At 73.1% G+C, this 18,124-nt stretch carries 16 protein-coding genes and 1 pseudogene; 6 read left to right on the top strand and 11 right to left on the bottom strand.

Features of this window, described 5'->3' with window-relative positions; genetic code table 11:
• Positions 1-136: 136 nt before the first annotated feature.
• Positions 137-2,476: a DUF4132 domain-containing protein gene (locus HCN51_RS20220; protein ID WP_168011084.1), complete on the bottom strand. Its 2,340-nt coding sequence runs from the start codon at positions 2,474-2,476 to the stop codon at positions 137-139.
• 173 nt (positions 2,477-2,649) lie between these two features.
• A complete protein-coding gene (locus tag HCN51_RS20215; RefSeq protein ID WP_168011083.1) occupies positions 2,650-3,054 on the bottom strand; it encodes a Rid family hydrolase in 405 nt (134 codons plus the stop codon).
• Between the two features lie 549 nt (positions 3,055-3,603).
• Here HCN51_RS20215 and HCN51_RS20210 point away from each other — a divergent pair.
• Positions 3,604-4,200 (top strand): annotated as a pseudogene (locus HCN51_RS20210) (NmrA family NAD(P)-binding protein); the annotation flags it as partial.
• A 251-nt stretch (positions 4,201-4,451) separates the two neighbouring features.
• Here the strand turns inward: HCN51_RS20210 and HCN51_RS20205 are convergent.
• Positions 4,452-5,333 (bottom strand): SDR family oxidoreductase, encoded by an 882-nt coding sequence (locus HCN51_RS20205; protein WP_168011082.1) that lies wholly within the window; start codon positions 5,331-5,333, stop codon positions 4,452-4,454.
• An 84-nt stretch (positions 5,334-5,417) separates the two neighbouring features.
• On the opposite strand from HCN51_RS20205, the gene HCN51_RS20200 reads away from it, so the two are divergent.
• The gene (locus tag HCN51_RS20200) at positions 5,418-5,996 is read left to right on the top strand and encodes a TetR/AcrR family transcriptional regulator (protein ID WP_168011081.1); all 579 of its coding nucleotides are present in this window, start codon (positions 5,418-5,420) and stop codon (positions 5,994-5,996) included.
• A gap of 86 nt (positions 5,997-6,082) precedes the next feature.
• Here the strand turns inward: HCN51_RS20200 and HCN51_RS20195 are convergent, their stop codons facing one another.
• The 6 genes from HCN51_RS20195 to HCN51_RS20170 all read right to left on the bottom strand — a co-directional run bounded on the left by HCN51_RS20195 (position 6,083) and on the right by HCN51_RS20170 (position 12,342).
• The gene (locus tag HCN51_RS20195) at positions 6,083-6,694 is read right to left on the bottom strand and encodes a hypothetical protein (RefSeq protein WP_168011080.1); all 612 of its coding nucleotides are present in this window, start codon (positions 6,692-6,694) and stop codon (positions 6,083-6,085) included.
• A gap of 10 nt (positions 6,695-6,704) precedes the next feature.
• The gene (locus HCN51_RS20190; protein ID WP_168011079.1) at positions 6,705-8,177 is read right to left on the bottom strand and encodes a multicopper oxidase family protein; all 1,473 of its coding nucleotides are present in this window, start codon (positions 8,175-8,177) and stop codon (positions 6,705-6,707) included.
• Between the two features lie 7 nt (positions 8,178-8,184).
• Positions 8,185-8,649, bottom strand: coding sequence for a COX15/CtaA family protein (locus HCN51_RS20185; protein ID WP_168011078.1), 465 nt, complete (start codon positions 8,647-8,649; stop codon positions 8,185-8,187).
• A 35-nt stretch (positions 8,650-8,684) separates the two neighbouring features.
• Positions 8,685-9,185 carry a hypothetical protein gene (locus HCN51_RS20180; protein WP_168011077.1) on the bottom strand — a complete coding sequence of 167 codons (501 nt, stop codon included), beginning with the start codon at positions 9,183-9,185 and terminating at the stop codon, positions 8,685-8,687.
• 257 nt (positions 9,186-9,442) lie between these two features.
• Positions 9,443-10,093, bottom strand: coding sequence for a response regulator (locus HCN51_RS20175; protein WP_168011076.1), 651 nt, complete (start codon positions 10,091-10,093; stop codon positions 9,443-9,445).
• Positions 10,090-12,342 (bottom strand): sensor histidine kinase, encoded by a 2,253-nt coding sequence (locus tag HCN51_RS20170; RefSeq protein WP_168011075.1) that lies wholly within the window; start codon positions 12,340-12,342, stop codon positions 10,090-10,092. Before HCN51_RS20170 ends, HCN51_RS20175 begins: the two co-directional genes overlap by 4 nt.
• Positions 12,343-12,769: 427 nt before the next feature.
• Here HCN51_RS20170 and HCN51_RS20165 point away from each other — a divergent pair, with 427 nt between their 5' ends.
• From HCN51_RS20165 to HCN51_RS20150, 4 genes are all read left to right on the top strand, one after another.
• Entirely contained in the window at positions 12,770-12,976 is a 207-nt protein-coding gene (locus tag HCN51_RS20165; RefSeq protein ID WP_168011074.1) for a ferredoxin, read from the top strand.
• Complete coding sequence (locus tag HCN51_RS20160) at positions 12,973-14,274, top strand: cytochrome P450 (RefSeq protein ID WP_168011073.1); 1,302 nt, start codon at positions 12,973-12,975, stop codon at positions 14,272-14,274. The genes HCN51_RS20165 and HCN51_RS20160 overlap by 4 nt, the downstream gene beginning before the upstream one ends.
• 141 nt (positions 14,275-14,415) lie before the next feature.
• Complete coding sequence (locus HCN51_RS20155; RefSeq protein WP_168011072.1) at positions 14,416-15,837, top strand: aldehyde dehydrogenase family protein; 1,422 nt, start codon at positions 14,416-14,418, stop codon at positions 15,835-15,837.
• 18 nt (positions 15,838-15,855) lie between these two features.
• Positions 15,856-16,923 carry a Zn-dependent alcohol dehydrogenase gene (locus HCN51_RS20150; protein ID WP_168011071.1) on the top strand — a complete coding sequence of 356 codons (1,068 nt, stop codon included), beginning with the start codon at positions 15,856-15,858 and terminating at the stop codon, positions 16,921-16,923.
• A 64-nt stretch (positions 16,924-16,987) separates the two neighbouring features.
• Here the strand turns inward: HCN51_RS20150 and HCN51_RS20145 are convergent, their stop codons facing one another.
• Both HCN51_RS20145 and HCN51_RS20140 read right to left on the bottom strand, forming a co-directional pair.
• The gene (locus HCN51_RS20145; protein WP_168011070.1) at positions 16,988-17,251 is read right to left on the bottom strand and encodes a hypothetical protein; all 264 of its coding nucleotides are present in this window, start codon (positions 17,249-17,251) and stop codon (positions 16,988-16,990) included.
• Between the two features lie 70 nt (positions 17,252-17,321).
• Complete coding sequence (locus tag HCN51_RS20140) at positions 17,322-18,020, bottom strand: TetR/AcrR family transcriptional regulator (protein WP_168011069.1); 699 nt, start codon at positions 18,018-18,020, stop codon at positions 17,322-17,324.
• Positions 18,021-18,124: the final 104 nt, after the last annotated feature.

Below are 18,124 nucleotides of genomic sequence, written 5' to 3'. Positions count from 1 at the left end.
GATCGGAAACTACCGTTGGAGGTGACGCCCTGTCTGCCCTGCGAGCGAGCCACCGTTCGTGCCGGAACCCCGCGAACCGTTCCCCCGAGGACTTCCGCGACATCACTGCTGATGAGACGGTGCCCGGGCGGGGCGTTCAGCCGAGCTGCCGGGTGATCGTCGGGTCGGTGATCGCCGTGTCGTCGGCCAGGAGGAACGCCTTCGACAGGATCACCGACAGGGTCCCGCCGTCGTCCTCGAACGGCAGGAACACCGATCCGGCCGCGCCGCCCCCGCCCGCCGGGACGATGCACAGGTAGGCATCGTTGGGCTCCATCAGGACGTTCGCCGACCCGAGATGGATTTTGTACGTCTTCAGATCCCCCCGGACGACAAGGAACCGGTCGGTCAGCTCCAGCCGGGAGGCGATCTTCAATCTCGGCAGCAGCCGCGCCAGCGCCTCGCGCCGGATCTTGGCCGTCCCCGTCAGCTCGCCGAAGCCGTGGGAGTGCCAATAACGTTCGTGGCCGACCAGCGCCTGCTCGTCGCGGGCGACCGAGGCCACGCCTACGGCGAGGTCGGCCTCGCGCAGGATCTCCGACAGCACCAGCGGCGGCAGATCGGCCATCGACGCCGGTCGCCCGTCGCGGTGGAAGGTGATGGCCTCAGTGGCGCACAGCAGGGGATCCCCGTACCCGGAGACGATGTGCAGGGCCCAGCGGGCCTGCCAGCCCGCCAGGTCGCGCACCACCTCCCCCTGGTCGCCGCCGTTGTCGTAGTCCCAGTCGCCGATGGAGCGGCCGGTCCAGCCGCGCTGGCCGAGCAGGGTCCGGGCCTGGCCGTAGCGCAGGACGTGGCCGGCGAAACGGTTGGAGAAGGTGCCGGTCCGCTGCTCGGCGGGGGTCAGCGGGTAGAGCTCGCGGAAGACCTGCTTGAACGGCTGGCGCACCCCGCTCTCGATGAGATGGTCGCGCCACGCCGCCACCTCGCCGGCGGTCGCGTGGATCGGGTGCCACAGCCCTGCCACGGCGTCGGGGGCGGGGCGGTGGCCGGCCAGTTCCCAGCCGCCGGCCGTCTTGACCGGCAGGGCAGCCGGGCCGCCGGCGATCTGCCAGACCAGGGCGCGGGCGTAGGGGCCGGTGACGGGATGGTCGAGGAAGTACTCGCTCACCTCGCGCCACTGCCACGTCCGTTCCTGGACGATCGCCTGCTCCAGGCGGAACCGCTCGGCCGCCTGCGCCAGCTTGAGCTCCTTCAGGACGGCCCGCAGGTCCGACAGCTCCGCCCGCAGCTCCTTCGGCAGCGACTTGACGGTCTTGCCCGCGGCGTTCACGTACCGCAGGGCAGGCACGCCGGCGCACAACCTGACCCGGTAGTCGCCGATCCGCTCCTCGCGGACGCCGTCGGCGTCCAGGCCGAAGGTGGGGACCGTCCGGTCGAGCAACTGCTCGCGGGTCAGCCCGTTCGCGGCGGCCACCGCGTCGAGGGCGAGGCTCAGATTCCTCTGTACGGACCTCGCGCGCACCTTCGCCTGGATCCTGGACAGCGGGACGATCACGTCGAGGCCGCCCCTGCGGGCCAGGACGCCGACGGCGGCGTTGGTGACGGGTTCGCAGCGGCAGGTGGAGCCCATCCCGTTGCTGCCGGTGCCGCACGTCATCGCGACGTCGGTGACGAGCGAGGTCACCCAGCGCTCGTCGATGACCTCGCAACTCCACAGGATGCCGCGCACCACGACGATGGTGTCCTCCCTGAGGAAGACCGTGTCCCGCCACTCGTTGTCGCCGTACCGGACGACCCAGTCTCCGCCCCGGTAGGCCGCCAGCCGCGTGAGCAGCTCACGGACCAGGGCGACCGCGCCGGGGGTGAGCATCCGCTCGGCGTTCCTGAGCCACCGGGCGCTGGGCCTGGTCGAGCGGGCGGTGTTCCAGTGGCGGAACAGCGGCAGCACCTCGGCCAGGCGCGCGCCGTACTCCTCGGCCAGCATGCGGGCGAAGGGGTCGGTGTCCCCGATCTCGGTCCGGACCACCCCGGCCGGGCCGTTCTCCGCGGGTTCGGTGAGCAGCTCGGTCACCTGCCCGGCCAGGAGCGCCCGCGCGTCCTTCAGCCCCGGCCCCGACGTCAGCCGGCGCAGCAGCTCGCGGCGCTGCCGGTGGTCGAACCGGCGGGCCGCCGCGAGCGGGATCCGGAACAGCTCCTCGTAGCGGGTGTGCCCCTGCCGCACCCAGTATCCTGCCCGCTCCATGAGGTGATGAGCTTCGAGGTAGGTGAAGTCGATGTCGCGCTCGGCCACCGACCGGACCATGCGCAGCACCCGCTCGTCGTAGTCGTGGCCGCCTTCCGGTCCCAGCCAGAGTCTCATCTGCGCGTACGTGCCGTAGACCCGCCAGTCGACGTCGGGACCGGGCTCGAGCCCCTGCTCGGTGAGCTCGTCGAACCGGAGGTAGGCGGCCCTCGTGGCCGGCTCCAGGTGGTCCCATCTGCCCGCTGACGTCATCACTCGGCTCCACTCATGATCGCAAACGCTGGGGGTGATCACGAATATCAGCCGGAACCGACAGTTCTCCCGTCACCGGCCGTCTGGGCGCGTCGAGGACGACAGCGAGCCGCGGTCCGCTCCCCACAAGAGCTTGGGACGGCCGGGCCCGGGTCTTGTGGGGAGCGGGCGGCTCAGTCGATGATCGCCGTGACTTCGGCCTCGACCAGGATGCCGGGTTCGAAGAGCACGTCCACCCCGATCAGCGCGGCCGGCGGCGTGGCGATGTCGAACTCGCGGGCCGCCTGCTCGACGCCCGCGTTGAAGGCGTCGTACATCTCCCTCTTCCAGCCCGCGGCGTACCAGGTGAAGCGGACGACGTCGTGGAACGTCGCCCCGGCCGCGTCCAGCGCCGCGGCGACGTTGCGGTAGACCTGGGCCACCTGGCCGGCGAGATCGCCCGGCGCCACCAGCTCGCCGTTCCCGTCCCAGGCGACCTGCCCCGCGATGTGGACCTGCCTGCTCCCGCTCGCAACCGCGACGTGGTGGTAGAGCGGAACCTGGACGTGCCCGTCAGGGTTGATGAGCGAAACAGCCACGAGAACTCCCGATCAGTCAGTTGGCGGAGGCCCCGGAAACGGCCTCCGTACTCTCTTGTGGTTACTGGGAAACCATAGGAGAGCGAACGCTGACGTGGAAGAACGCACTTTTCCGAAACCGGGGAACCTCATGGTGACCAAGCAGCTCGGCGGCCCGTATGCATTGAGCGCCGCGTATTCCCCAGGCGCGCGCTCTGCGGCGCTCCAGCCCGTGAGCAGGGCAGGGTAGGCGGTCGTCGCTCAGCCGTTGTGCAGCGGCCGCCCGCTCATCCGCCGCCATGGGGTGCTCTCAGACGGGCGCGATCGGGGAGGAAGACGAGCGTGGTCCGCACCTGCTGGAGAAGGTCGCCTGACGTGGTGATCGCTAGCCGGCGAGGCGGCGTGGTAGGCGCGCTGGCCGCAGGCGGGGCCGCAGGAGCGGGGTGGCCGCCCGGTGGCCCGCACCGGCAGCGGTGCGCCGCACTCGCCGCAGTGCCGCGGGGTTTCGTGACGCGGTGAGGAAGACGGGTCACGGAACGGGTCGGGTTTCGTGACGGTGCGGGCGTCGAGCAGGTCGTCTTCAGCATCGTCGCCTCCCTGTCCACCCCCACGCCCGCCTCCACCTCTTGCCCCGCACGGAGCGGGCGGGGCAAGAGGCTGATCGAGGAATACCTGCATGACCATGTGGCGCTGCCGACCGTGCTGCGCCCGGTCCGGTTCATGACGAACCATCTGGGCGTCGGCGCCGTCGCCATCGACGGCCTCTCGCCTGACGGCGTGCATCGCCACCTGTTCCCGCCGCACGAGCCCATGCAGGTCATCGCGCTGGAGGACATCGCCGAGTTCGCCGCGCTCGCCTTCGCGGACCCGGCCGGGTTCGCCGGGCGCACCCTGGAGCTCGCGGGTGACGAGCCGACCCCGGTCGAGGCCGCCGCCGCGATCGTCGCGGCCACCGGCCTGCCGATCCGGTACGAACAGATCACCGGCGACGACGCCGCCCGGCTCGGGCCGGAGGTCGCCGACACCATGAGGCACTGGCAGGCCGGTCACCGCTGGCACGCCGGCCTCGAGGCGCTGCGCGTCATCCATCCCGGCCTGCGCGCCGTGTCCGACTGGCTCGCCGAATCGGGCGCTTCCGCCATCCGCGCCCACCTTGCGGGGACCTGAGCCGCCCCGGGCCGCCATCCCGGCGCACCCCACAAGCGCTTGTCTCGCATACCCGGACGACCTGGTTCCACGGCCGCCGCGCGGTGGCGACCGGGGCACGATGAGGGCGTGGTGCCGGCCATCCCCGGACACGCCCCCATCCCCCCTGGCTTCTGATGGAGATCAGCCGCTGTGCCGCCGCACACGCGCGTCCTGACGGCTCCGATGGCCTACCACCAGACCGCGCCGGCCGCTCGGAGAGAATGCCCTGTTCAGGGCTGGATGTTCGCCAGATCCTCCAGGAGGCTGGGGTGTGTGGGTCGCCACCCGAGGGCCTGGCGGGTGTGGGCGCTGGAGGCGGGTTGGTCCATGGCGAAGATCGGGCCGAACGGGCCGAAGTTCTCCTGCGGCACCTGCTCGACCGGTAGTCCCAGTTGCCGGCCGATGACGGTCGCGATGTCGCGCACCGCGTCGCCCTCGTCGGCCACGGCGTGCCAGGTCGTTCCGGCGGGTGCCGACTCCAGAGCCAGGCGGAACACAACCGCCGCGTCGAGCGCGTGCACGGCGGGCCAGCGCTGGGTGCCGTCGCCGGGGTAGCCGGCGACGCCGGTGCGGCGCGCCTGGTCCGTCAGCAGGCCGGCGAATCCGCCCTTGCCCTGGTTGTGCACCGTGCGCGGCATGCGGACCGCCGTGGCGCGCACGCCGCGCGAGGCCAGATCCAGCAGTGCGTTGACCGAACGGCCGCGACCACCCACCGGTCCGTCGGTCGGCGCGGGATCGGCCTCGGTGGAGGGGCGGCCCGGCACCCAGGGCGTACCCGAGACCGTGACGATCGGGCGGTCGCTGCCGAGCAGTTCCTCACCCAGGACGGCCAGTGCGGCGCCCTCCTCGGCGATCGACCGCGCGAGGGCCTCGTCGGTGCTGTAGTCGCTGCCGAAGGCCAGGCTGATCACGCCGTCGGACTGCGCGGCGCCGGCGCGCAGGACGTCGAGGTCGGCCAGCTGCCCGCGCAGCACCTGGGCGCCGGCGTCGGTGAGGGCTTGCGCGGACTTGTCCGAACGGGCCAGCGCGAGGACGGTGTGGCCATGGGCGAGGAGTTCGGCGACGACGGCGGAGCCGATCGTGCCGGTGCCGCCGGTGACGAAAACGTGCATGAGTATCTCCCGGAGTGACGAGACCTTTGTCCCATCACCATACACAGTGACGGGACGCTTGTCCCATCACCTATGATGGGGTGCATGGCGCGATGGCAACCGGAGACGACCCAGCGACTCATCGTCGCGGCCGTGGACCTGTTCACCGAGCAGGGGTACGACGCCACCACGGTGGCGCAGATCGCCGAGCGCGCCGGCGTCACCAAGAGCACCTTCTTCCGGCACTTCTCGGACAAGCGCGAGCTGCTGGTCGCTGGCCAGGAGACCCTGAGCCGCCTGCTCGCCGAGGGAATCGCTGAGGCGCCCGCCGACGCCAGCCCCCTGCAGGCGGTCGCGGCCGGTCTCGAACGCGCATCCAGCGCCATGGGGCCGGCGAACCGCGAGCTCGGCCCCCGGCTGAGGGCGGCCATCGCGGCCAGCACCGAGCTCCAGGAGCGAGACGCGCTCAAGAGCGTCGGCCTGGCCGCCGCCATGACCGCCGCACTCGTCGCCCGCGGCGTCGCGGACCCTACCGCCCATCTCGCGGCCGAGCTGGGCGTCCTCGCCTTCAAGCGAGGTTACGCCCAGTGGTCGGAAAGCGACCGCGATGACCCGCGCGGGCTCGCCCACCACGCGCTGTCCGCCCTGCGGGACCTGCGTGCGGCAACGGCGTCGCTGGGCTGACCGGCCGCAGCCGACGATCACGTGCCATGGACGCGCGTCGGCGGGTGGAGGGCGAACGTCTCACGAGACACGGCGCTTGATCAGATTCACCTCTTCACGCCGAGCACCAGAACCCAGGCGGGGAACGCGGTCCAGACCACGACGCCAGGAACCGCACCGGCGGCCCAGGCCCAGGGCACGTCGAAGAGGCCGGTGACGAGGACGCCGGCTCCGTATGCGGCGACGGCGATCGGCAGCGCGATCACGATGGCGCGGCCGAGGCGGGTCACGGTCGGATGCAGGACGTGGGCGCGCGCGCCCACCACGCTGACCGCGCCGGCCCAGCACATGCTGACGACGCCGCTCACGCTCACGGGGACGACCACGGACTCGAATGCCAGCCTCTCGGCGACCAGCAGGACTTGCAGGACGACGATGGTGACGGCGGCGGCGAGGCCGATCCAGGTCCACGCGCGGACGCGCGCGTGGACGGGCATGAGGCGTCCCAGGGCCAGGATCACCGGCACGAGCGCGGCGTACTGGACTGCGACGAGCACGTCGTTGGCCAGGCCGAACCAGCCCTCGCCGGGGGTGTCGCCCCAGGGTCGCGCGGTGACGAAGAAGAGGATCAGGAAGGCGTTCGCCAGCAGGCCGATGACGCCGCCGGCCGCCGCCCATCCCCGCACCGGCGTGGGCAAGTGGAGAGTGACGCTGTTCATGGGGTGTCCTTCATTCTCGGGAGTTGCCGAGGGGGCCGCCGATGAGGAACGGCGTCGTGACGTTCTCGTACATGAGGTGGACGAGGAGCCCTTCCCGGGCGTGTGGCAGGTTGTGGCAGTGGTCGACCCAGATGCCGGGGTTGCCGGCGCGGAAGGCGATGTCGTAGGACTCGCCGTCCTCGACGTTCAGCGAGTCGATCCACCACGGGCTCCCGGTGGCGGGCACGCCGTCGCGGGACAGGACCAGGGCGTGGTGGCCGTGCAGGTGCATGGGGTGGACCTCGCCGCTGTCGTTGACGATCGTCATGCGGACCACGTCGCCCTCGGCGACCATGAACATCGGCACGTCCGGGTAGAGGCGGCCGTTGACGGTCCAGTAGAGGCCGGGGAGACCGTCGACGAAGCCCGGCCGGCGGCCCATCTCGTAGCGGAAGACGCGGTCCGGGCGGGCTGCGTCGAAGGTGACGGGGGCAGGGGTGCCGTAGGTGAGGAGGTCCAGCGTCACGGGCGGGCGTGCACGCGGCGGCACGGCGGGCACGCTGCCCGGGTGTGCGGCCAGAACCACCGACAGGGGGCCGCCGATCTGCATGCGGACGGGGGTGCCGACGGAGGGCATGGTCACCTCGACGTCGGCCCGGCCTCCGGACGTCACGAGGATCGCGGCCCGCCCGATCGGCCCAGGCCCGTGCAGGTCGGTGCCGTCGACGGCGACCAAGCGCGGCATGGCACCCGTGACCCACACCGGGATCGGCCCGTTGTCGGTGTTGATCACGCGTACCCGGGCCTTCGTGCCGGGCGGCGCCGGCACGGTGAGGTCGGACTCCGAGCCGTTGAGCGTGCGGATGCCGTTGTAGAGGTGGGTGAGCGCGACGACGTCCACGGTGGCGTCGGGCGCGCGCGCCGGCCGGATGATCAGGGCGCCGAGGAGCCCGCCGGCGACCTGCTCGTGGGAGAGCTGGTGGGAGTGGTACCAGAACGTTCCGATCTGGCGGGCGACGAACCGGTAGACGAACTCCTGGCCGACGCCGACCGCGTCCTGGGTGACACCGGCGACGCCGTCCTCGCCGCCCGGCACGTCGACGCCGTGCCAGTGCAGCGTGACCCCGCCGGGCACCGACTCGTTGATCAGCCTGACCTGGATGAGCTGCCCGGCCTCGGCCTGGATCTCGGGGCCGGGGGAACGGCCGTTGAGCGTGTAGCCGCCGACCTCGCGGCCCGACGCCAGCCGGACGCGTTGCTTGCGGGCGGTCAGCGTCACGTCGACGTCCGGCTCGCGCTGCCGCTCGGTGACCAGGGACGTGACGCTGCGGGTGCCGCCCTCGTGGTGGCCGTGCGCCTGCCCGCCGCTGTCCCGGTACCCCATCTCCATGATCGAGTACGCCGCCGGTAGCAGGCTGGCCCGCCACATCCAGGCGAGAGGGGCGACGACGGCCAGCGTCGCGGCGACCGCCGCGACGAGCCGCAGCCGGCGGGGGCGCGCCATGACCCGCTCAGGCCCGCTTCGCGGCGGGCGCGTCGGCGGGCGCGTCGGCGGCGGCGGGCCGCGCGCGGCGGGCGGCGTGCAGGCAGGCGGCGAACAGCAGCAGCGCGTTGAGCCCGTGCAGCGCGCCCATCCAGGGCAGGTCATGCCCCGAATAGCCCAGCATGGCCTGGACGGCGACCAGGCCCAGCACCAGCGCGGCGAACTTCACCCCGCCCGCCACTCGGGCGAAGAACGAGACGATCAGCAGGACGAGAGCGAGAACCGGGATCACCAGGCCCCCGTTGACGCCGTGCACGATGATGCCGATGACCTCCGGGAAGGCGAACTCCTCGCTCTCCATGACGGACTTGTCGAACACGTTGCCTTCCGTGACCCACTTGCCGAGTCCCGCGATGGCCAGAACGATCGCCATCGCCTGGATGGCGACCTCGGCCGCGATGACGTATGCGAGGATCTTGTACACGGTTCTCATGACGCGTGTCCCTTCGACGCGCAGGATCGGATCGCTCAGGTGACAGCTCGGGTGACAGCTCTGGTGACCAGGGCGGCGCCGAGCGGACCGGCGCCGAGGACGTAGGGAGCGCCCGGGTCGGCGGTGAGCGTGCCGAGCAGCGCGGCGACCGCGGCGATCAGGCTGATCGCCGGCGGCACCAGCCCGGCCCGCCCGGTCACGTACGCCAGTCCCGCCAGGCCAGCGGCGGCGCCGCAGACCAGGGCCAGGAGCAGGAGGGGGTGCGCCGCGAGCCATCGGCCGCCGGCCGCCCTGAGCGCCGCCTCCACTGTCCCCGCGGACGCGACGACGCCCAGCAGGGCCATGGCGGCGGCGGCCGATGGCTCGCGGCGGGCATGACCGGCGATGTCGCGGTAGACCAGGGCGGTCGCGACGACGGTGAGCCAGGCGCCGGCGCTCCAGATCAGGTCGCAGGACGGCGAACGCGTCAGGGACCCGATGAGGCAGGTCGCCGCCGCCGCCATCAGGCCGAGTCCGCTGGTCAGCTGCGTGCTCATGGCGGCCAGGATGGGCGGGCCCGCGTCCCGGCGTCACGGGACGGCCGTCCCAGCCGGTCCGGGAAACCGTGCCGGGACGAGGCGACCTGGCCGCCCCCAGGGGCCGGGGCACCCTGAGGGCTGGGCATCGCGAAGGGGAAGCGTGGAGGCGGCTGGTACAGGGAGCGCTACGGGGACAGGGAGTGCTACGGGGACAGGGAGCGCTACGGGGACAGGGAGTGCTACGGGGACAGGGAGTGCTACGGGGACAGGGAGTGCTACAGGGAATCGGCCGGGCCGCCGCCGAGCCCCGCCTCACGTGCCCGGACGATCGCGGCGGACCGGTCGGCCACGTGCAGCTTCGTCAGGACGTTGGAGACGTGGTTGCGCACGGTCTTGCCGCTCACGCCGAGGCGATGTGCGATCGCCGCGTTGCCCAGACCCCGGGCGACGAGCTCGAGCACCTCGTGCTCGCGCTCGGTGAGCTGCGGGAACGGCGACGCCGTCGCGGCACGCGCGAAATGGGCGAGCAACTGCGCGGCCACGCCGGCCCCGAAGACCGCCTCCCCACGGGCGACGGCGCGCACCGCGGCGACGATCTCCTCTCCGCCGGCGCCTTTGAGCGCGTACCCGTGGGCGCCCGCGCGCAGGGCGGCCAGCACGTTCGCGTCATCGTCGTACATCGTGAGGATCAGCGCGCGACTGGGCAGCCCGACGGCGCGCATGCGGGCGGTGACCGTGAGACCGTCGCCGCCGGGCATGTTGACGTCGAGCACGGCGACGTCGGGCCGGTGCTCGACGGCCAGGCTCAAGGCGTCCGCGCCGGTGGTGGCGACGCCCGCCACGGTCATGCCTGGCTCGGCGTCCAGCACCGCGCGCAGGCCGGAGACGAAGATGGGGTGGTCGTCGGCGAGAATCAGCCGGATCATCGGGCCCCTCCCGGAGTCGTCGGCAGAACGGCGTGCACGTGGGTGCCTCCGCCGGCCGGGGAGCGCGCCGACCAGGTCCCGCCCACCTCGGCGGCCCGTTCCCGCATGGATCGGAACCCGACACCGGGCGGCCGGTCGGGATCGAGCCCGCGGCCGTCGTCGCGCACCGTCACCTCGACGCCGCGCTCCGTCAGGGCGATCGTCGCGACGCAGCGGGCCGCCCCGCTGTGGCGCGCCGCGTTGGTGATCGCCTCGACGGCGATCCGGTACGCCGCCGTCTCCACCGCGGCGGGCAGCGCCGGCATCTCCTCGGGGCCGGCCACCTCGATCGACATGTCGCCCGCCAGGGGAGCCGCGCGGGCCCGGACCGCGCCGACGACGCCGAGCTCGTCCAGGGCCGGCGGGCGCAGTGCCTCGGCCAGCCGGCGCACGTCGGTCAGCGACGCGGCCGCCTCCGCTGAGATCTCGTCGAGGAGGTGACGCGCCACCGATCCGGGCGGCACGTCGCGGGCCGCGAGCCCGGCCTTGAGCCCGATCGCGGCGAGGGCCGGCCCCAGCCCGTCGTGGAGATCGCGGCGCAGCCGGCGGCGCTCGTCCTCCCGCGAGGCCACCACATCGGCACGGGAACGGACCAGATCCTCGTGCAGCCGTACCGCCTGGACCGCGGTTCCCACCTGCTGGGCCAGCGACCCGACCAGGTCGAGATCGAGGGGATCGAGAGGATCGTCGCGGTCGCGCGCCGAGATCCGCAGCCGCCCGATGAGCGTCCCGTGGTGACGCAGCGGCTCGGCGTGCACCGGACCGGCCGCCACGCCGTGCTGGGCGGCCGGGTGGCAGGTGCCCGCGGCGTCCACCAGGTCGATCGCCACGTACGGCACCCGCAGCGACCGGGCCACGGTCTCGACGATCGCGGGAAGCACATCGGCGGGCAACAGCACCGCCTGTAGCCGGGTGCCCAGGCGGGTCAGCGCCCCGGCGGGGTCGTGCCGGTCGCCGTACATCACCCGGTTGACCGTGCTCTGCGCCAGGTTGCGCAGCGGCGCCAGCGCGAGCGCCGCCCCGGCCGCGGTGAGCGCGGCGGCCACCGTGTGCGACAGCTTCAGACCGCCGGCCAGCAGCGCCACGACGGCCGCGTACCCGGCGGCCAGGATCGCGACCACGCTGGCGTAGACGAGGGACCGGTTCGCCAGCCGCTCGATGTCGAACAGCCGGTGCCGGCGCAACGCGACCCCGATGCCGGCCACGAACGGCAGCCCCGACAGCCCGAGCGCGCCCCACGGCAGCGGGTGCGCGTCGGCGATGAGTTGCGGCAGATGCCAGCCGGCGAGCCCGAGCGCGGTCGCGACGGCGCCGCCGCCCAGCAGCCAGCGCATCCGGCCGCGCATCAGCGGATCCGAGTTGCCGCGGTAGCTGAGGAACCCCCACACCGTGCCGGTGACCAGGGTCGCCGCCACGATCGCCGTCTGGCCGGTGTGGAGCAGGCCGAGCCAGGCGAGCGCGTCGGGCGCCGGCAGCGCGGCGACCCCGCACCACAGGGCCATCGCGGACGGCGGTGCGGCGTACGCGACGGCGATCGCCTTGCGGGTGCGAGCCGAATGGGGCCGGCAGGCCGCGAACGCGATCGCGAAGGCCGGCAGTGCTCCCCAGGAGATCGAGTACACCCCGATGGTGTTGAGGTGGAACAGCCACAGCTGGGGGCCGCCGGTGGCCAGGGCCAGGGCCGGGAGCCCCGCGACGACGGTGAGCGTGCTGCCCAGCAGGCCGGCGGCGAGCACGAGCAGCGGGGCGGTGGCGGGCTCGTCGGGCCGGCGGAGGTACAGCGCGGCGGCGAGCCCCGCGAGCGCGACGACGAAGAGGAGGTCGCCCCAGCCTTGCAGGATGAGCGGGTACGGGTCCGGGAGCGCCACCCGGACGGCCACGACGGTCGCCTCGTTCTCGCGTACGACGTCGTACAGGAGCGTCGTCCCCGGCAGCGGGCGGGCGACGGCACCGGGGCCGCCCGCGAGAGGACGCCCGGCGACGCCGGTGACCAGGTCGCCGGACCGCAGCCCGGATCCGGCGGCCGCGGCCGGGACGTCCACCGCCACGGCGCCGGGCCGCCAGCCCAGCAGCACCACGCTGCCGTCCGACGGCGCGTCCAGCCGGACCGCCGTCGCCATGACGCCCAGCACGACCAGGACGATCGCGACCGCCGCCGGAGCCGCGCGCCGGCGCCGCGCCGGAATCGTCCCTGATCGCCAGGCGGACATGAACTCATCGTCACCGACGTTCACACAGAACGCCATCACTCTGACGCCTACGGTTCTTGACCCTATGGCGGAGACGGCCGGGCGCCGGCTCCGGGCGGAGGGCCGGTGTCCGGACGCGGCGACGATGACAGTGTGTCCTGTTCCTGACCAGGACACGACGGACTGACTGTTTGCCGCCCGCGCGGACGCCTGCGAGATCCAGGATCGTGACGACGCCGGATGCCGGTGAACGCACAGCGCTCGACGCGGGTGCATCCAGCCCGGCTGTCGTCCTCAAGCCCCTCGGACACCGGCGATCGCGCCTCGGGGGACCCTTGACGGGACAAATGAACGCTTTTTTAATTCCTTCAGGGACGGAACCCAACCCCCCGAACGCTTGATCCCCGCCCTCGACCACCCAACCCCCAGTACAGACGGGAACGAGGCAATGAAGATCCGGATCGACTCCGAGCGTTGCCAAGGGCACGGCCGCTGTTACGACCTCGCCCCTGACCTGTTCGGCGAGGACGACGAAGGCTACGGCACCGTGCTGGGCAGCGGCGAGGTGGCCGCCGGCCAGGAGGGGGAGGCGCGCCTGGCGGTGGCCAACTGCCCTGAGAGGGCCGTCGAGGCCGAGAACGGAGCGGCTCTATGAGCGTGGACGACGGGCGGATCCGCCCGGCGGGCGTGGACGACCGCTTCGGCCCCGATCTCGACGAGGCGCGCAGGAACCGCCCGATCCCGGTGGCCAGCGAGATCGTCACCGACCCGGTCTCCGACTGGGCCGCCGACTTCTCCCACGTGGACCCGGTGTGGGCGGCGGACCCGTACCCGATCCAGGACGAGCTGCGGCAGCGCTGCCCGATCGCGCACACCGAGCGGTTCGGCGGCGTGTGGCTGCCGACCCGGTACGAGGACGTGGCGGCCATCGCCTACGACACCGACCGGTTCTCCTCGCGGGGGATCATCGTCAGCAACGTCCGGCCGCCGCGGGAGCTGGCGCCCATGGGCAGCGTGCCGCCGATCTCGTCCGATCCGCCGTTCCATCACGACGCCCGCAAGCTGCTGCTGCCCGCGTTCACCAAGAGCGCGGTGCGCAAGCAGGAGGAGGCGACGCGCGCGTACTGTCACGAGCTGATCGACGCGTTAGAGGGCCGGGACGTCGTGGACGGCGCGGGCGAGTACGCCCAGCACATCCCGGTACGGGTGATTGCGAACCTGCTGGGGCTGCCGGCGGAGGACGGGCCGCTGTTCCGCCGGTTCATCGAGACGTCGCTGGAGAGTGTGAACAAGCGGCCGGAGGAGCGCGCCGAGGGGTTCGCGGCGCTGGCGGACTACCTGCTGGCGCAGATCCGCGAGCACGTGGACCAGCCGCGCGACGACCTGATCACGTACCTGATCGACGCGGAGCTGCACGGGCGCAAGCTCGACCCCGACCACGTGCTGGGCACGATCATCCTGCTGCTCATCGCGGGCATCGACACGACGTGGAGCGCCATCGGCGCGTCGCTGTGGCACCTGGCCAGGACGCCGCGCGATCGGGAGCGGCTGGTGGCCGAGCCGGAGCTGCTGCCGACCGCGATGGAGGAGCTGCTGCGGGCGTACGCGCCGGTCACGATGGCGCGGCTGGTCAGGCAGGACATGCAGTGGAACGGCGTGGAGATGAAGGCCGACGACTGGGTGCTGCTGTCGTTCCCGGCGGCGAACCGGGATCCGGAGCACTTCGAGCGGGCCGATGAGGTGGTCATCGACCGGGAGGTCAACCGGCACGCGGCGTTCGGGCTGGGCATCCATCGTTGTGTGGGCTCGCATCTGGCGCGCATGGAGCTGAGGGTGGCGCTGGAGGTGTGGCTGGAGCGGGTGCCCGTCTTCTCCCTGGCGGATCCGGCGGCGGTGACGTGGGCGGCCAGCCAGGTCCGTGGCCCGCGCACGCTGCCCCTGCGCATCGGCTGACAGCAGCGGGATCCGCCGCCCCGCGCCCGGCCGACGCGGCGGGCGCGGCGGGGCCCTCAAGGTTCCGCGACTGGACGGTGCTGCGGCGTGGCTTCTAGAATCAAAATCTAGAATAATGCTCCTCCAAGCCGAGGGTGGGCCATGCCGCAGCGGATCTATGTCGATGGTGAGTGGGTGCCGGCGAGCGGCGGCGCCCCCATACCGGTGGTGAACCCCGCCACCGAGGAGCCCTTCGACGAGGTGCCGCGCGGCGGCCCCAAGGACGTCGCGCGCGCCGTCGAGGCCGCCGCCGCCGCGCTGCCCGCCTGGTCGGCCCGCCCCGCCGCCGAGCGGGCCGGGCTGTGCGCCGCCGTGGCCGCCGCGCTCGGGGAGCGCGCCGACGAGCTCACCGAGACGATCGTGAACGAGCTCGGCATGCCGATCAAGCTGACCCGGGCCATCCAGGTCGGCTCGCCGATCCGCACGTTCCTGTCGATGCCGGAGGTCGCCGCGGGCATCGCGTTCGAGGAGCCGATGGGCAACTCGGTCGTGTACCGCGACCCGGTCGGCGTCGTCGGCGCGATCACCCCCTGGAACTACCCGCTGCACCAGATCGCCGCCAAGGTGGCGCCCGCGCTGACCGCGGGCTGCACGGTGGTGCTCAAGCCCAGCGAGGTGACGCCGCTCGACGCGTTCGTGCTGGCCGAGGTGATGCACGACGTCGGCATCCCGGCCGGGGTGTTCAACGTCGTCTCCGGCACCGGGCCGGAGGCGGGGGAGGCGCTGGCGGCGCACCCGCTCGTGGACATGGTCTCGTTCACCGGCTCCACCCGCGCCGGGCGGCGGGTGGCCGAGCTGGCCGCCGCCGGGGTCCGGCGCACGGCGCTGGAGCTGGGCGGCAAGTCCGCCAACGTGCTCCTCGACGACCTCGACGACGCCGCGTTCGAGGACGCCGTGCGCAAGGGCGTGGCCGCCTGCTACCTGAACTCCGGCCAGACCTGCTCGGCCCTGACCCGGCTGCTGGTGCCGCGCGAGCGGCTGCACGACGCCGAGCGCGTCGCCGCCGGCGAGGCCGCCACGTACACGCCGGGCGACCCGCGCGACCCGGCCACCCGGCTCGGCCCGCTGGTCTCGGCCGTGCAGCGCGAGCGCGTCCGCGCGCACCTGCGCTCGGCCGCCGAGGACGGCGCGACCCTCCTCACCGGCGGCCCCGACGCGCCCGACGGGCTGGAACGCGGCTACTACGTGCGGCCCACCGTGATCACCGGCGTCGCCCCCGAGTCGCGCATCGCCCAGGAGGAGATCTTCGGCCCGGTCCTGGTCGTGCTGCCGTACGACGGGGAGGACGAGGCCGTGCGCATCGCCAACGGCACCGCGTACGGGCTGGCCGCCGGCGTGCGCGCCGCCGACCCCGGACGCGCCCGCCGCTTCGCCAGGCGGCTGCGGGCCGGGCAGATCCGGATCAACGACGGCGCCCACAACGGGCTGGCTCCGTTCGGCGGCTACAAGCACTCCGGGTACGGCCGCGAGTACGGCCGCTTCGGCCTGGAGGAGTTCCTGACCACCACGTCCGTCCAGCTCTGAGCCGGGGGAGAGCGACACATGCGAGGCGTCATCCTGCGTGAGACGGGCAAGCCCGTCGAGGTCACCGACGAGCTGGCCGTGCGCCCGCCGGGCCCGGGGGAGGTGCGGGTGCGGCTGCGCGCCGCCGGCGTCTGCCACTCCGACCTGTCGATGTGCGAGGGCCGCCTGCCCGCCCGGCTGCCGCTGGTGCCCGGGCACGAGGGCGCCGGGGTGGTGGTCGAGCTCGGCCCCGGCGTGAGCGGCCCGCCGGTCGGGACGCACGTCATCCTGTCGTGGATCCCGCCCTGCGGCGGCTGCGCCCTGTGCCTGGGCGGCCGGCCGAACCTGTGCGTCAGCGTCCGCCCGCCGTCGTCCACCGTGACGGTCGAAGGCGAGCCCGCCCACGCCGGCCTCGGCGTGGGCTGCTTCGCCGAGGAGACGGTGGTGGACGCGCGCGCCGCCATCCCGATCCCGGACGACGTGCCGTTCGACGTGGCCGCCGTGGTCGGCTGCGCGGTGCTGACCGGCGTCGGGGCCGTGATCAACACCGCGGAGGTACGTCCCGGCTCGTCGGTCCTGGTGATCGGCTGCGGCGGCGTCGGGATCAACGTCATCCAGGGCGCCCGGCTGGCCGCCGCCGCCCCCGTCCTGGCCGTGGACCAGGTGCCGGAGAAGCTGGAGGCCGCCCGGGCGTTCGGCGCCACGCACGTGGCCACACCGGACGAGCTCGGCGACGCGGTCCGCGAGCTCACCGGCGGGCTCGGGTTCGACTACGCCTTCGAGGTCGTGGGCCGCCCGGCGACGATCCGGCAGGCGTGGCAGGCCACCCGGCGCGGCGGCACCACCGTCGTGGTGGGCGCGGGCAGCCGCGACGACCTGGTCACCTTCAACGCGGCCGAGCTGTTCGCGACCGAGCGGCGGCTGACGGGCTGCCTGTACGGCTCCGGCGACGTCCGCACCGACTTCGGCCGCCTGCTGCGCCTGTGGCGGGCCGGCCGGCTCGACCTGGAGGGCCTGATCAGCCGCCGCATCACGCTGGACGAGGTGGGCGAGGCGTTCACGGCGATGGGCTCGGGCGACGTGATCCGGTCCCTGGTCATGTTCTGACCTGCGCCGTCGGGGGCCGGCATCGTCGGGGGCCGGCGCCGTCGGGGGCGGGCGCCGTCGCGGGCTACGAGGGCAGCCACGACGGCCACCACGGCAGGACGCAGTCGCCGGGCGTGCCCTCGGTGGCCACGTCGTACAGCACCATCGCCACCGGCCCGGCGACCGAGACGGTCACGCTGAGCGCCACCAGGACGGGCACCGGCCACACCCGCCCGGCCAGCGGCGGCAGCCGGGCCAGCAGGTGGAACGGCAGCGCGACGACCGCCGAGAGGCCGCAGCCGAACGTCCAGGAGGCGTCGCCCGCCCTCGGCAGTCGTCGAAGGATCACGGCGCCATCGAAGCAGACGCGTGTGGTGGCGCGGTGCGGCGCGGGTGCGGGTTGTGTGCAGATCGGCCGGTCAGTCCTCCGCGTGCAGCATCGGTACGAGGAAGCGGCGGGCGACAGCGGCGAGCTGGGTGTCGTCGTCGAGGTCGACGACCTGGCTGGGAATGGCCAGGAAGGAGGCGGAGACCCGGACCATCATCTCGGCCACCAGGTCGGTGTCGAGGCCGGCGGGCACGTGGCCGGCGCGTTGCTCGCGGCGGAGCTGGCCGGCGACGAACCGGCGGACGGTGGCGAGCGTCCGGCCGCCGTCGTTGATCATGGAGGGGACGAGGAGGTCCGGCTCCGCGGCGATGAGGCCGCCGATGAGCGGGTTGGAGCGGATCGCCCGCAGTGAGCTGACGAAGCCCAGCACCACCCGGTCGGCCGCGGTGCGGGCCTGCTCGATGTCGATGAGGAACCGGTCGAAGTAGCGGCGGAACTCCCGGCGGACGACCTGCTCGACCAGCAGGTCCTTGGTGGCGAAGCGGCGGTAGACGGTGATGCGGGAGACGCGCGCCCGCCGGGCGACGTCCTCCATGGTCGAGCGGCGGATCCCCATGCGGCAGAACTGCTCGTAGGCGGCGTCGAGGATGCGCGAGCGGGCCTCGTCGGCGTCGTCGACGCGCTCCACGGCGTCGAGGTACGCGCGATCCAGAAGGGATCCCGGGCCTGGCTCCGAGGGTGACATGAGCATGGACAGCGCGGAATCCACGACCACCTCCTGTGTCTTCATTCTGCCCCAGTCACCTCACGACGGCCGCTCCGTCTTGTGATGGGCGTCACGTTGTGCTCTCATGATACGCAGATGCACTTAGCGTTCCACCGTATCAAGCACGT

The sequence above is a fragment of the Nonomuraea composti genome (assembly GCF_012034275.1).
GTDB classification, from domain to species: domain Bacteria; phylum Actinomycetota; class Actinomycetes; order Streptosporangiales; family Streptosporangiaceae; genus Nonomuraea; species Nonomuraea composti.
Note: the sequence above shows the minus strand (reverse complement) of the source record. Positions and strands in the feature narration are given on the sequence as shown.

Bases quoted from the DNA above. Each gene is read 5' to 3' on its own strand.
- HCN51_RS20220 (WP_168011084.1), bottom strand. From the start codon at position 2,476: ATGACGTCAGCGGGCAGATGGGACCACCTGGAGCCGGCCACGAGGGCC.
- HCN51_RS20205 (WP_168011082.1), bottom strand. From the start codon at position 5,333: ATGCACGTTTTCGTCACCGGCGGCACCGGCACGATCGGCTCCGCCGTC.
- HCN51_RS20200 (WP_168011081.1), top strand. From the start codon at position 5,418: ATGGCGCGATGGCAACCGGAGACGACCCAGCGACTCATCGTCGCGGCC.
- HCN51_RS20195 (WP_168011080.1), bottom strand. From the start codon at position 6,694: ATGAACAGCGTCACTCTCCACTTGCCCACGCCGGTGCGGGGATGGGCG.
- HCN51_RS20190 (WP_168011079.1), bottom strand. From the start codon at position 8,177: ATGGCGCGCCCCCGCCGGCTGCGGCTCGTCGCGGCGGTCGCCGCGACG.
- HCN51_RS20185 (WP_168011078.1), bottom strand. From the start codon at position 8,649: ATGAGAACCGTGTACAAGATCCTCGCATACGTCATCGCGGCCGAGGTC.
- HCN51_RS20180 (WP_168011077.1), bottom strand. From the start codon at position 9,185: ATGAGCACGCAGCTGACCAGCGGACTCGGCCTGATGGCGGCGGCGGCG.
- HCN51_RS20175 (WP_168011076.1), bottom strand. From the start codon at position 10,093: ATGATCCGGCTGATTCTCGCCGACGACCACCCCATCTTCGTCTCCGGC.
- HCN51_RS20170 (WP_168011075.1), bottom strand. From the start codon at position 12,342: ATGTCCGCCTGGCGATCAGGGACGATTCCGGCGCGGCGCCGGCGCGCG.
- HCN51_RS20165 (WP_168011074.1), top strand. From the start codon at position 12,770: ATGAAGATCCGGATCGACTCCGAGCGTTGCCAAGGGCACGGCCGCTGT.
- HCN51_RS20160 (WP_168011073.1), top strand. From the start codon at position 12,973: ATGAGCGTGGACGACGGGCGGATCCGCCCGGCGGGCGTGGACGACCGC.
- HCN51_RS20155 (WP_168011072.1), top strand. From the start codon at position 14,416: ATGCCGCAGCGGATCTATGTCGATGGTGAGTGGGTGCCGGCGAGCGGC.
- HCN51_RS20150 (WP_168011071.1), top strand. From the start codon at position 15,856: ATGCGAGGCGTCATCCTGCGTGAGACGGGCAAGCCCGTCGAGGTCACC.
- HCN51_RS20140 (WP_168011069.1), bottom strand. From the start codon at position 18,020: ATGAAGACACAGGAGGTGGTCGTGGATTCCGCGCTGTCCATGCTCATG.